The organism is Streptomyces fumanus (assembly GCF_014655295.1).
GTDB lineage: Bacteria > Actinomycetota > Actinomycetes > Streptomycetales > Streptomycetaceae > Streptomyces > Streptomyces fumanus.
In genome coordinates this window covers 301,002-314,933 of record NZ_BNBI01000003.1, presented here as the reverse complement: position 1 = coordinate 314,933, position 13,932 = coordinate 301,002, and the positions used below count along the sequence as shown (strand labels likewise).

The 13,932-nt window shown below is 68.8% G+C and carries 6 protein-coding genes; 2 read left to right on the top strand and 4 right to left on the bottom strand.

Annotated elements, in window-relative coordinates; all coding sequences use genetic code 11:
* Nucleotides 1–14: 14 nt before the first annotated feature.
* From IE316_RS08515 to IE316_RS08500, 4 genes are all read right to left on the bottom strand, one after another.
* Nucleotides 15–998: a beta-ketoacyl-ACP synthase 3 gene (locus tag IE316_RS08515; RefSeq protein WP_190203544.1), complete on the bottom strand. Its 984-nt coding sequence runs from the start codon at nt 996–998 to the stop codon at nt 15–17.
* A 117-nt stretch (nt 999–1,115) separates the two neighbouring features.
* On the bottom strand, nt 1,116–2,894 hold the full coding sequence (locus IE316_RS08510; protein WP_190203543.1) for a non-ribosomal peptide synthetase: 1,779 nt from the start codon (nt 2,892–2,894) through the stop codon (nt 1,116–1,118).
* Nucleotides 2,895–8,912, bottom strand: coding sequence for a type I polyketide synthase (locus tag IE316_RS08505; RefSeq protein WP_268257634.1), 6,018 nt, complete (start codon nt 8,910–8,912; stop codon nt 2,895–2,897). It lies immediately after the preceding gene.
* Nucleotides 8,913–8,923: 11 nt separating this feature from the next.
* Nucleotides 8,924–10,960: an AMP-binding protein gene (locus IE316_RS08500; RefSeq protein ID WP_190203541.1), complete on the bottom strand. Its 2,037-nt coding sequence runs from the start codon at nt 10,958–10,960 to the stop codon at nt 8,924–8,926.
* A gap of 221 nt (nt 10,961–11,181) precedes the next feature.
* On the opposite strand from IE316_RS08500, the gene IE316_RS08495 reads away from it, so the two are divergent.
* Nucleotides 11,182–12,015: a thioesterase II family protein gene (locus IE316_RS08495; RefSeq protein WP_190203540.1), complete on the top strand. Its 834-nt coding sequence runs from the start codon at nt 11,182–11,184 to the stop codon at nt 12,013–12,015.
* A 1-nt stretch (nt 12,016) separates the two neighbouring features.
* The gene (locus IE316_RS08490) at nt 12,017–13,843 is read left to right on the top strand and encodes a non-ribosomal peptide synthetase (protein ID WP_190203539.1); all 1,827 of its coding nucleotides are present in this window, start codon (nt 12,017–12,019) and stop codon (nt 13,841–13,843) included.
* Nucleotides 13,844–13,932: the final 89 nt, after the last annotated feature.

Sequence of the window (13,932 nt, the reverse complement as noted above, 5' to 3'; positions counted from 1 at the left end):
TGAGGTTTCCTCTCTCACAGTTCTGATTCGACCGCGGTGATCTCCGGCCACACCAGTGCGGCCGATGCCCAGGCGAGCCCGGCGCCGAAGGTCGTGAGCACCATGCGGTCGCCCGCGCCTACCACCCCGTCCGCCTGCCCCCGCGTCAAGGCGAGCGGAACCGCCGCGGCCCCGGTGTTCCCGGTTCGCTCCAACGTGCACAGCGTCCTGCTCTCGGGCACCGAGAGCCGCTGGGCCACGGCCCGGATGATCCGCATGTTCGCCTGGTGCGGGACGATGGTGTCGACCTCGCTGGTCGCCCAGCCGCACCGGTCGAGTACTCGCAGCGTCGAACTCGTCATGTGCTCGATCGCCTTGAGGTAGACCCGTTTGCCGGTCATCGAGAGATAGCCGTCCCGCCGATCAGGCACCCGGATCAGGTCGCGGGCGGTGCCATCGCTTCCCCAGTCCACAGCGAGCAGCGCCCCCGGCTCGTCGCGCCGGCCGCTCCTGAGCACGGCCGCTCCGGCACCGTCGCCGAACAGCACCGCCGTGGTGCGGTCGGTCGGATCGACAACCGTCGAGAATTTCTCCGGGGCCACCACGAGGACGGTTTCGGCAAGGCCGGTCGCGATGAGACCGGCCGACACCGTCAGCGCGTAGACGAAACCGCAGCACCCCGCGGATACGTCGAACGCGGCCGCGTGACCGAGGCCGAGCGTGCTGGCGATCTGCGGTCCCACAGCGGGGAGCAGACGCTCAGGGGTCGACGTCGCCACCACCACCGCGTCGGCCTTGGCGACACCGGCCGACTTCAGCGCGTTCCCGCCCGCCGCGACGGCCAGGTCGGCCAGTGACAGGTCGGCGGGGGCGATCCGCCGTGCGGCGATGCCCGTCCTGTCGCGTATCCAGGCATCGCTGGCGCCCAGGCGCTCCACCAGCTCCGCGTTGTCCACTTCCCGCACGGGAAGGCAGGTACCGAGCCCGGCCAGCACAGCCGTCTGGTTTTCGATGGTCATCGATCCGCCCTTCGCGACGTCGACCCGATGAGGCTCTCGGCACGCATGTCTCTCCAGCTCTCCTCAATGTCGGCCATGCAGTTGACAACAGTCCGCTCGGCACCACACCTCGCCGCGTCATGTCAGGGTCAGCAGAAACTCGTCGAGCAGCTCGGTGGCCAGCTCGGCCACGGTCGGGCAGTCGATGAGGACCGACATCGGCACCTCCATCCCCAACTCGGCGGCGATCGAGGCCCTGACCCTGATCAGGGTCAGGGAACTGCCGCCCAGGGTGTAGATGTTGTCGTCGCGCCGCACCGCCGGAACCTTCAACGCGCTCGCCCAGATCTCGCCCAGACGCCGCTCCAGCAGCGCGACTTCCTCGTTCGCGACGCCAGGTGCCCCCGGAACACCGTCGGACAGGAACTGCGGTTCACGTGGCAGCCGTGAGCGGTCGACCTTCCCGTTCGTGGTACGGGGAAGCTCGTCGAGCAACGCATAGTGGGCCGGCCACAGCGCCGTCGGCAGCTCGGCCTTGACGTGCGCGCTCAGCTCGGCGACCGTCGGCGGGTCACCGTGGTCGGCGGGCCATATGTAGGCCAGCAGGAACTGCCCCGGTCCGGTACCGGCGACCGCCACCGCGGCCGTCGACACCGAGGGGTGGCTCATCAGCACCTGCTCGATCTCACTGAGCTCGATCCGCACACCGCGGATCTTGACCTGGTGGTCACGCCTGCCGACGAACACCAGCCGGCCGTCTTCGGTGCGCCGCGCATGGTCCCCGGTCCGGTACACGCGACGGCCGGGGTTTTTGGAGAAGGGGTCGGCGACGAACCTGCTGGCGGTCAGGGCCGCCAGCCGGGGATAACCGTTGCTGACGCCGATGCCGCCGATCACCAGTTCGCCGACGGTCCCGTCGGGAACCGGTCGGAAGGTGTCGTCGACCAGGTAGATCTCCACCCCGTCGACGGGATCGCCGAGCGAGCATGTCCGATCGGTGTCGGCACGGGTGAGATACGTCGATGTGGCGACCACGGTGGTCTCGGTCGGCCCGTACACGTTGCGCACCAGGGGAACGCCGCTGTCGAGCAGCCTGGCGACCAGACTGGGCGGCACGGCTTCGCCGCCGAGGGTGACCAGCCGCACGCTGCTCGGCAGCGGCCGGTCGCGTACCAGGTCACTCAGCACGCTGGGCACACCGTTGATCTGCGTCGGCTGCACGTGCGCCGGCAGGTCCGCCAGCTCCATGTGGTTGTTCAGCACCAGCACCGAACCGCCGACGACCAGTGCCGGCAGGATCTCGGCGACCGAGAAGTCGAAGCAGAGCGAGGTCGCCGCGACGCTGCACTCGAATGTGTCACGAGGACAGTGCTGGACGGTCCAACGGACGAAGTTGTCCAGGCTCCGGTGGGTGATCCAGCACCCCTTCGGCTTGCCGGTGGTGCCCGAGGTGTAGATGACCAGTGCGGTCGACCCCGGAATCGTCGTACGGAACGGCAGTGCACCTTCGTGGTCGTCGGCCATGCACGCGTCGGCGTCGATCAGCGTCCACGGCCCTGGTGGCACCGAACCGGCGCAGTCCTGGTCGACCAGCACCCGCCGCGCCCCCGAATCCGCCAGCAGGAAGGCGATCCGGTCCGCGGGATGGGCGGCGTCCAAGGGCAGGTAGGTCCGGCCGGACAGCAACACGCCGAGCAGTGCCGCGATCAGTTCGGGTGTGCGCCGCAGCAACAGGCCGACGGGTTCGTCGACCGGTACCCCCAAGGCGTCCAGTCGCCGGGCGATCGCATCGGCTTTGCCGAGCAGTTCACGGTAAGTGAGTTCCCGGTCCAGCGTGCGGACCGCCACCGCTTGGGGGTTCCGGTCCCCCGCCGACCGCAGCAGGCCGGCGATGGACTCGGTGTCGTGCCGGGGCATTCAGGACGCTCCGTCCGCGGTCTCGCGCACCAGCTCCAGCCAGCGCGTCCAGAGCCGGGCGACGTCGTCCGCGGGTATCTGGTCGCGGTGCACGATCTCCACGTACACCTTGTCCTCCATCGGGATGATGTCGAAGAGCAGATCGAACATCGCCTCCATGGTGGACGGCATGCTCACCTGGACATCCAGGTCGCCCATCGTCGGTGTCGGCATCGGGCGGTTGAGGTTGAACACCACGGAGGTGAACTGCTGGCGGCCGGTCCAGGGGTCGACGAGCTTCCCCCGGTCGGCGAGATCGACCAGAACGTCCTCCAGCGGCAGGATCCCGTTGGCCAGGTCCTCGCCGAGCATTCTGCTGAAGCGCCGAAGGTGCGCCGGGAAGTCGGTGTCGGTGAGCCGGCTGCGCACCGGAACGTAGCTGACGTAGTGCCCCACGAAGTCCTGTTCCGACTCGCCTCGGCACTGGTCGAGCGGGGTGCTGACCACCAGGTCGTCGCGGCCGGTCACCTCGTGCAGCGCCGCGGTGAACGCGCTGAAGACCGCCATGAACGGTGTGCAACGCAATTGCTTGCACCGTTTCACCAGCGCCGTCCACAGCTCCGGGCCGAACTCCAGCTCCTGCCGGGTCCCCGGCGCGCTCGCCGGGCGGTCCGGGGCGTCCCACGCCGCCGCGGGAGGTGCGTCCAGGCGCTGCCGCCAGTAGCTGAGCGCCGCACGCCGTTCCTCGACCGACGGTTCCTGGGGCGTCGGCTGCGACCGTGCGCCCCGCATCGTCACCGGAGCCAGCCCTCGTGTGGCACGTGTGTAGCCGTCGGCGAGGTCGTCGAACACGGCGACCATGGAGGTGCCGTCGAAGACCAGGTGGTGGGCCGAGACCAGTAGGTAGTGGCTGTCGGAATGCCGCAGCACGGTGGGACGGAACAGCGGTCCCTCCACGAGGTCGAACGGCGTGTTGGCGTACTCGTCGATCACGGCCTGAAGATCGCTTGTCTCGGCCACCTCGTGGACGGGTGTCGCGCTTTCGGCGCCGCCGGCCAGGACCAGGTCGTGCCCGTCGGAGGAGCAGACCGCGCGCAGTGCCGGGTGCCGTTGCCGTACCGCGTTCAGCGCGGCGTCCAGTGCCGGCAGGTTCAGCTCGCCGGTGAGCTTCAGCACCAGGGTTTCGTTGTACCAGACCGACTCGGGTCCGAGCTTCTGGCTGACCTCCCACACCTCGTGCTGCTGGGCGGACATCCGCCAGCGGTCCGCCGTCCGCACCGGGGGCGGGGTGGCGACGGCGTCCAGGAACTCCGCCTTCCGCAGGTCGTGCAGGCCGCGGTCCACCGCGTCGATCAGGCGCTCGGCATCGCTGTCGGTGTGGGCGGTGGACATGAAGAACGTCCTGCCCTCCCACATGTAGATGCCGTCCGCCAGCATGCTGTGGTAGAGCATCTCCAGCGGCAGCGGGTGGTACAGGTTGGACATTCCGCGGTACTGGAAGCGGAAGAGCGAGCCGCTGGCCGCCAGCGAGTACGGCACCTCGTGCTGGACGAACAGATCGTCCATCGCATCGACCAGCCGGGCGGTCCGGTCGTTGATCTCCGGGTAGACAGTGTCCTGGTGCTCCTCCAGGTACTCCAGGGCGGCGTTGGCTGCCGCCATCGCCAGCGGGTGCTTCTGGAACGTGCCCCCGAAGAACGTGGTCTCCGCGTCCGGAGCGCTGTCGTCGCCGTAGTTCCAACTGCCGCCGTCGAGCCCGTCCAGGAGGGCCCGCTTGCCTGCGATCGCGGCCACCGGAAGGCCCCCACCGAGCACCTTTCCGTACGTCGCGAGGTCCGGCATGATGTCGAACAGCCCCTGGGCACCACGGATGTGCATGCGGAACCCGGTGATCATCTCGTCGAAGATCAGCACCGTGCCGGTCTTCTCGGTCAGCCGACGCAGTTCACGTAAGAAGGGGGCCGGGTTCCCCACGGGGTTGCGCGCCTGGATCGGTTCGCAGACGACCGCGGCGATCTCGTGGCTGTTGGCGGCGATGTAGTCCAAGGCCGTCCGGTCGTCGTACGGCAGGATGACCGTGTCCAGCAGTGCTCCGGGCGACACCCCGTCCACCATCGGGCTGACGCTGCCGATCTCCTCACCGCTCCGTCCGAGCACCCCGTCGGTGATGCCGTGGTAGGACTTCTCGAAGTACGCCACCTTCCGCCGGCCGGTCGCGAGCCGGGCGAGGCGTACCGCGCCCATCACCGCCTCCGACCCGGTGTTGCAGAAGGAGACCCGGTCGTGCCCGGTGATCCGGCAGAACGTCTCGGCGGCCCGGTAGGTGGTCTCCACCTGGGGGCCGAGCATGAACGAGCGCGGCAGTTGCTCCGCGATCGCGTCCTGGATGAACTGGGGGTTGTGGCCGAAGAAGTGGACGCCGAAGCCGACGCAGTAGTCGATGTACTCGGCGCCGTCGGGGTCCCAGAAGCGGGCTCCCCGGCCCCGGTCGATCAGGATGGGGAAGTTGAGCTCCTTGAGCTCGGGCCGGAAGTTGCCCCACGGGCGGCTTTCCGCCATGCGGGCGCGGTGTGCGGCGACGAGCTTCTTCGACTGCGGGCTGCGCTCCTCCATGCGCTGCACCAGGGAGTCCACGTAGGCCCGCTGCTTGCCGGTGAGCCGGTTGCCGGTCGAGCCCGTGGACCTGGCTCCGGCCGCCGGTACGGGGATGGGGATGGTCACGGGTCCGGCGGGCGCGGTGGTCGCGGGTGTCGCGGGCGCGGTGGTCGCGGGTGGAGCGGGACTGGCGGGTGCGGTGCGCTGCGGGGCCGGCTCCTCGGCGGGCGCGGCCTCCTGGACCTGGACGGCCGGCGCGCCGCCGAGCAGGGCCAACTGCTGCCGCATGAGCGCGAGCTGGTCGTGCACCACCGCGTCGAGGCCGGTGGCCGTAGGAAGCGCCGTGAACGGCTGGACCGGTACGACGGAGCCCTGGGCGACGGGCGGCGCGGTGATCTGCTGGACGGGTACGGCGAGGCCGCCTGGCGCGGCCGGTGCGGGAACCTGCTGAACCGGTACGGCGGGGGCTTCGGGCTCGCTGGGGGTGTCCGCACGGAAGGTACCGGACTCGGCGAGCGCGGTCGCGAGAGCACCGACGGACTGGTACTTCTCGAAGAGGTCGGTTGCTTTGAAGGACGTGCCGTGACGTTTGTTCAACGTGGTGACCAGTTGGAGCAGCAGGATGCTGTCCGCGCCCAGTTCGAGGAAGAACGACTCCTGCGTGACCTTTTCCCTCGGGTACTTCAAGACCACGGAGACCGCGTCTGCCACCTCTGTGAGGGCCTGCTCCTGTGTTGCGGGCACCTTGCTCCTCCTGACTGATTCCTGTGGCGGTTCGGTGCCGGTGGGCGTCCGGCTGTCCAGTGCCCAGTGGCGGATGCGCTGCCAGGGATACGACGGAGTGCCGGGCAGGAAACGCCCGCCCGGGTACACCGCCGACCAGTCGAGGTCAGCGCGGCGGACGTACAGCTCGGGCAGCACGGCCCGCGCGGACACGGTGCCCTCCTCGTCCTCACCGAGCGCGTGCAGCACGCTCGCCCGGACGCCTACGGCGGCCGCACTGGTGTGCACCGGGCCGAGCAGTACCTGCCGGGGGCTCATCTCGAGGAAACTGGTGAACCCCATGTTGGCGGCCTGTTGCACGGCGGAGCGGAACTGCACGGTGTTGACGATGCCCCGACCCCAGTACGCGGCATCCATCTGCGTGCTGTCGAGCAGAGCGCCGGTGATCGAGGAGAACAGCGGGACGGACGCTGGGCCGGTCGCGGCGCCGGCGCCGCGGCGGGCGAGTTCCTCGCCGACGGGTGCGAGATCGGGGTGATGGGAACCGAATCGTATCGACAGCAACCGGCACCGGTAGCCGTCTGCCTTCAACTGTGCGGCCAGTTCCTCGACCGGCTCGGCCGGGCCGGACAGCGTGACGTTGCTCGGCCCGTTGTCGACGGCCAGGACGACGCCCTCCGGGCAGCGCGCGAGCAGGTCGCGGATCTTCTCCGGTGGGGCGGCGATCGCCACCATGCGCAGATCGCAGGCAGCGTGCTGCATGACCGTCCCGCGTGCGACGACCAGCGCCACCGCGGCGTCGAAGTCCAGCATGCCGGACACATACGCGGCGGCTGCTTCCCCCGCGCTGTGCCCGATCACAGCCGCCGGCCGCAGGCCGAACGACGACCACAGCTCGGCCAGCCCGCTCTGCACGGTGAAGTGCAGAGCCTGCGCGATGTCCGTCCGGGCCAGCGCTACCTCGTTGACCTCAGGGCCGCCCTCGCTCAGCAACGCGAACAGGGACACGTCCAGCAACGGGGCGAAGGCGTCCGAACAGCGGCGAACGTGCTCGACCAGCGTCGGCTCCGAAAGGAGCGCCGCACCGAGCCCGCTCGTCTGCGGTCCCAGTCCCGGGAAGACGAAGACGCTGTCCCGCCAGACCGGTCCGTCCGCGGTGTCCGGCGCCGCTCCGCCCGCCAGATACGACTCCACTGCCTGACGCAGCTCGGCGCCGTTCCGTCCACTGAACGCGATGCGCTCCGGGTGGTGGGCGCGCCGCGCGGAGGCGCTGTAGCACAGGTCCGCTGCCGCCGCGCCACCGTCCTCGGACAGCCGGGACAGGTAGCGCTGCGCCAGCTCCCGCAGCGGCTGCTTGCCCTTGGCCGACAGCGGCAGCACCAGTGTCGGCGGTGCGGGTGCCGACGGGACGTGGGGCACCGGTTCCGCCTGCTGGACGATGACATGCGCGTTCGTGCCGCCGAAGCCGAACGCGCTGACCGCGCCCATCCGACGACCGGGTCCGTCGGGCCAGCGCATGTTCTGTCGGGCGACATCGAGCCGCCCCCTGTTCTCCGCCACGCGAGGGTTCAGTTCCTCGTTGTGCAGGAGACCCGGGATGCGCCCGGACCGCAAGCAGGCCACCAGTCGCATGATGCCGGCCAATCCCGCGGCCACCTCGGTGTGTCCGATGTTGGACTTCACCGACCCCACGTAACACGGAGGGCTTCCCGCGGGTGCCTTCCCGTACGTCGCGGCGAGGGCGCCGAACTCGATCGGATCGCCCAGTGGGGTACCGGACCCGTGCGCTTCCACATAGCCGACCTCTTCAGGACGCGCTCCGGCATCCGCCAACGCGGCACGGTAGACCGCCTCCTGCGCCGGGCCGTTGGGGGCGGTGAGGCCGTTGCTGGCCCCATCCTGGTTGATCGCGCTGCCGCGGATCACCGCGTGGATCTCGTCGCCGTCCCGCTGAGCCTGGGCCAACGTCTTGAGCACCAGTACGCCGCAGCCGTCCGCGCGGACGAAACCGTCCGCGTCCGCACCGAAGGAATGGCACCGTCCGGTCGGGGACATCATGCCGGCGTGGGAGAAGGACACCCAGTCGTCGGCCGCGAGTATCAGGTTCACCCCGGCGGCCAGGGCCAGCGGGCAGTCTCCCTCGCGCAGCGCACGCACCGCGAGGTGCACGGCCACCAGGGAGGACGAGCAGGCGGTGTCCACGGCCATGCTGGGGCCGTGCATGTCCAGCACGTACGACAGCCGGTTGGCTGCGATGGCACCGGCATGACCGGTGACGAAGTGCCCACCGAGGTCGGTCAGTTGCCGGCCGAGCAGCCGGCCGTAGTCGCTGTCGCTGATGCCGCAGAACACGCCCCCGGCGGCCAGTTGCGGGCTCGTCGGCGGAACCCCTGCCAGTTCCAACGCCTCGTACGCCGTCTCCAGCAGGATCCGCTGCTGGGGATCCATCTGTTCGGCTTCCCGCGGCGTGATGCCGAAGAACTCGGCGTCGAACCGGTCGATCCCGTCGACAGCGCCGATCCACCGGGTGTTGGTCCGTCCCGGCTCGCCCGGATCGGGCGAGTACAGATCACCGAGTTGCCGGAATTCCGGCACTTCTGTGATCGCGTCGACACCATCGAGCGAAAGCCGCAGGAGGTCTTCGGCCGTCCTCGCCTCACCGGGGAAACGACATGCCATACCAATGATTGCGATGTCGCGATCACCGTGATCAGCCGCCATCGGATCCATTCCTACACCACCTCTTCCGAACGGCCCAGCGCCTCGGTGAACTCCTCAACGGTGGGGTGATTGAGCACCATGGTGACGTCGATCGACCGACCGATGACCGCCTCGACCGCCACGGCGAGTTGCTGCGCGCCTACGGAGGTCAGTCCGTAGTGCGCGAACGGCCGGTCGTCGGCGATCTGTTCCGCGGGGACGCCGGCTATCCGGGACAGCGCCAGCCGCACCATCGGTCGGACCAGACTCAGGGGAGTGGCCGGCGGCGCGGCACGTGTGCTGTGCGCCGGCTCGCTCCGTCCGGCGCGCAGGCGAGCCACGATCTGCCCGTCGAAGCCACCGCTTTCCAGCAGCCGCCGGTTCTCGGAGCGCTGGATCTTGCCGCTAGAGGTCTTGGCCAGGGTTCCCCTGCGGACCACGGCCACCTCGGCGACCGGTAGCTGGCACCGGTTCCAGATCACGTCCCTGACCCGTTCGGCGAACTGGTCGGCCGTGGTGTCGGCCAGGGTGCGCGCGGTGATCTCGACGACCACCGCCGCCTGCTCCGCGCCGTCCCGTTCGACGGGGAAGGCGGCGCACGAGACGGTCGCCAGCGAGGGATCGCAATCCTCGACGACGGATTCGATGTCCTCCGGATGGTAGTTCTGCCCATCCACGATGATCAGGTCTTTCAGCCGGCCGGAGATGTACAGTTCTCCGTCGTACCGGAACGCCAGGTCGCCGGTGCGCAGGAATGCGCCGTCGTGCTCCTGTCCGGCGATGTGCTCCTGGAAGGTCTCCCGGGTGGCGTCCGGCCGGTTCCAGTAGCCCTGCGCGACGCAGGGACCCCGCACCCACAACTCGCCGATCTCCTCATCGGCCAGCTCGCGCAGGGTGTGCGGATCGACGATGCGGATGTCGACGCCCGGCATCGGTGGTCCGCAGCTCACGACGGGTACGGCGGCGGGATCGTCCTGAGCGACCGCGGAGACCTGGCCGTTGTGCAGCGCCGACGCGGACAACCACCGGACCTTGGGGTGTTCGTCGGCCCGCGAGCCGCAGACCACAAGGGTCGACTCCGCCATTCCGTAGCTCGCGCACATCGCCCTCGGATCGAACCCGGCGGGCTTGAACGTCTCGGCGAATCGCCGCACGGTGCGCTCGCGCACCACTTCGGCGCCATTGACCACCACCCGCAGACTCGACAGGTCCAACTCGCCCAGGTCGGCCGGCGCGTCGCGCAGACACAGTTCGAAGCTGAAGTTGGGACCGCTGATGTGCGTGGCCTTGAACCGGGAAACGGCCTCCAACAACCGTCGAGGGCGCCTGACGAACAACGCCGGTGACATCAGATAAGCCGGAACACCGAGGACCCAGGGAGCGACGATGCTGTACACCAGACCGAGGTCGTGGTGGAACGGGACCCAGGAGGCCACCACCCCGCCGTCCCGCATGTGCCAGGTCTGATCGATGAGTTCGGCGTCTGCGATCAAGTTGCGATGGGAGACCATCACGCCCTTTGGCCGCCCGGTCGAACCGGAAGTGAACTGCAGCATCGCGATGTGCTGCCGGTCGATGTCCGGCGGGACCCATGCGTCGGCCAGCTCATCCGGGACACCGTCCGTTTCCATCAGGACCAGGTCCTGCAATTCGGGTGCGTGGGAGAAACGGGATCGTATTTCCCGGAGTGCTTGCCCGGTGGTCAGCACGATCCGCGTCCCGGCCGCGTCGGCGACGCGGCGGAGCCGGTCGATGTCGCGTTGGCCTCGCGGCATCTTCACCGGTGCGGCGGTGACCCCCGCATACAGGCACCCGGCGAAGGCGTTGACGAATTCGAGACCGTACGGGTGGGCGAGCACGACGTTGCCGCCGGCGATACCGCGTTGCTGAAGCAGCACGGCACGCGCCCGGGCCGCGCGGTCGAGTTCCGCGCAGCTCGCCTGCTCCGCGGCCTCCACACTGCCGGACAGGAACGCGCAGAACATGTCGTCCGGGGAATCGGCTGAACGTTTTCTCAGGACTTCTACCAGCGTTCCCGCAGGCATCTCGGATTCGCCTGAATCATTCATACTAGGGAACTTCTCCTCACTCGGCAGTACCCAAGCAAAACCAAGCTATGAACAGAGGTCGCTGATCGTCAACAACATGCGACCAAAGACCAGCAGGGACCAACTTTCGTGTCCGTAGGAGTACACGAAAGACGCCGTCCTCGGTGCGATCTGCACGTTCGCTTGACCGTAACGCGGGCCGATCGTAATCTGAGGCCGGTTTTCCGTTGCCATCGGGTCCGATGGGCGGTGTTGTCAACCTATTCCGGGAGATGCGTTTATTCATGCATCCCGACGCGAGAAGTTCGTGGTTCTGGATACCTCATCCAAGGCGGGCGCCAAAGTTCCGGCTGGTGTGTTTCGCGCACGCCGGCGGTGCGGCGACCCATTTCTCCGCCCTGAGCACCGCCCTTCCACCCGACACGGAGTTGTGGGCTGCTCAACTGCCCGGCCGGTTCGTCCGCCACCGAGAGCCGCCCCCGACCAGCCTGCCGGAACTGGTCGCCCAGATGACCGACGTGCTCCGGTCAGCCGCCGACCCAGAGGTGCCGATGGCGTTGCTGGGACAGAGTTTCGGTGGTCTGCTCGCGGCCGAGGTCGCCAGGCAACTCGAACCCGGCCTGCCCGTACTGGCCCTGGCGGTGCTGTCCGCCTCCCCACCGCACCTGCTCACCTCGATTCCCGCGATCACCCGCGAGGAGGTGCCCGACTTGCTGCTCCGCACCGACGGCGGCGCGCAGGAGATCCTCGACTCCGCCGAATTCCGCGATGTCGTGCTGAACAGGGTCTGGACCGACCTCGAGCTGCTGCGCCAGGTGCCGGTGGTGGAGCGGCCCACGCTCAGGTGCCCGGTACACGCGATCGCCGGTACCCACGACAGCGAGATCGGCACAGCGGAGATGGCGCAGTGGCAGCAGTACACGGAGTCGGTCTTCACCATGAACGAACTGCCGGCGCCGCACCTCATCGCCTCGGCGCACGCCGCCGAACTGAGCGACATCGTCACCGAACTGCTTCGAGCGGACTTGGCGACGTGCTGGAACAACCATCCGGTCCATCAGACTGAAGGGCGATAGCGTGCAACCGAACACCACCAAGGTCCTGGCCCACCTGAGTGGAATCCGTGAGGACGACGAACGCCCGGCGATCATCACGGACGATGGCGTGTGCACCTATGGTGACCTGCGCCGCCGTGTCACCCAGTACTCCGACGTGCTGGCCCACATCGGCCTGCGTCCCGATGAAGCCGTGGCGATGAGCGTCGAGCACGGACCGGACGCGGTCGCCGCGATGTTCGCCGCGCTGGAGGTCGGTGCCGCCTTCGTGTGGCTGGACAGCAGTCAGCCGGCCGCGAGGAACCGCATCGTGGTCCGCGACTGCGGAGCCAGGTACCTTTTGACCGACAGCAGCCAGGGGGGCAAGCGGCTGGTCGCAGAGCTGGCCGAGCTGAACCTGGGCCTGTTGCGGATCGGTGACTCCTCGGCGGCCTTCATCGAGCGGATGAGCCGTGACCGCGGTGCGGCGACGCTGCCGGCGGACACAGCCACGGTCGTCTACACCTCCGGCTCGACAGGAACGCCCAAGGGGATCGTCCTGACGCGGGGCAACATCGACCAGCTCACCGAGTGGTTCGCCGACCGGGTCGGCCTCGGCCCGGGCGCCAGGCAGTTCCAGTGGGCACACCTCACCTACGATGCGGCCTACATAGAGATCTTCTCCGCGATCCGCAGCCGCGCGACCCTGGTGATGCCCCATCCTGAGGCCAGGTCGGACATGCGCACGGTCGCGCAGTGGATCCGCCGCCACGCGGTGACGCACCTGGAGACCGCGCCCAGCCTCTACCGCGCGCTCATCGACGCCGTGGACAGCGCCGGCGCGGCTGCGCTCGACGAGGTGCGGGTGGTCACCATCACGGGGGAGGAACTACGGCCGGCACTCGTGTCGAAGATACGCGCCGCCTTCCCGCGGGCCGACATCTACAACATGTACGGCCAGACCGAGAACATCCTGGCCACCTTCCACCTGGTCACCCCGGCCGACGAGCTGGAGTCGGTGGTGCCGGTCGGCCGTGCGCTGCCAGGGCGGGAGGTGATGTTGCGCACCGCCGACGGCGACGAGGTGGCCGATGGCGAGCTCGGCGAGGTGTGGGTTCGCAGTCGCTTCCTGTCACCTGGCTACCTCAACAACCCGGAGCTGACCGCCGCGGCCTTCTTCCCCGATCCGCACGGCGAACCCGGGGTCCAGATCTACCGGACGGGCGATCTGGCCCGCAGGACGGCCGACGGCGAGCTGGTCTTCCACCGGCGGGTGGACCACCAGGTCAAGATCCGCGGTGTGCGGGTGGAACTGAGTGAGATCGAGGCCGCCCTGCTGGACGTGCCGGGCATCGTGCATGCCGGGGTCGTCGTCAGGGAGGTCGACGAGGAACGATCCCAACTGGTGGCCTACGTCCAACTCAGCGACGGTGCCGACGTGTCACCGGACCAGCTCAAGGCGGCACTCGCGCAACGGCTGCCGCGGAACATGGTGCCGGCGCGGTTCGTCGTTCTCGACGAGATGCCTCTGACCACGTCCGGGAAGATCGATCGGAAGCGGCTGCCCGCCCTGGCCTCCGATGCCCGGGAATCCGGCGGGCGCGATGCCGCCGCCCGCAGTACGACCGAGAGGGAACTGGCCATCATCTGGTGGCGGATCCTCGACGCGCAGCCGCAGGGCCACGACGCGGACTTCTTCGCGCTCGGCGGTGACTCCCTGACCGTTCCTCAGGTACGGGAAGCCGTGAAGGCCACCTTCGGCGTCGACGTCCCCCTGAACTCCTTCTACGAGTGTCCGCAACTCCACCAGTTGGCGGCCCGAGTCGACGCGCTGATGCAGCAGACCACGGTGGGTTCACCTGGCAACTGAACGAATCCGGCCGGGGCCCGGAACGGTGACTCGAACGTGATCGACCGCTCCCGGTGCGCCCGCCGGTCGGCGCGTTCGTTCGGTTGGTT

Coding starts and splice junctions, on each gene's coding strand:
- IE316_RS08505 (WP_268257634.1), bottom strand. CDS start 8,912: ATGGCGGCTGATCACGGTGATCGCGACATCGCAATCATTGGTATGGCA.
- IE316_RS08510 (WP_190203543.1), bottom strand. CDS start 2,894: ATGCCCCGGCACGACACCGAGTCCATCGCCGGCCTGCTGCGGTCGGCG.
- IE316_RS08500 (WP_190203541.1), bottom strand. CDS start 10,960: ATGAATGATTCAGGCGAATCCGAGATGCCTGCGGGAACGCTGGTAGAA.
- IE316_RS08495 (WP_190203540.1), top strand. CDS start 11,182: ATGGGCGGTGTTGTCAACCTATTCCGGGAGATGCGTTTATTCATGCAT.
- IE316_RS08515 (WP_190203544.1), bottom strand. CDS start 998: ATGACCATCGAAAACCAGACGGCTGTGCTGGCCGGGCTCGGTACCTGC.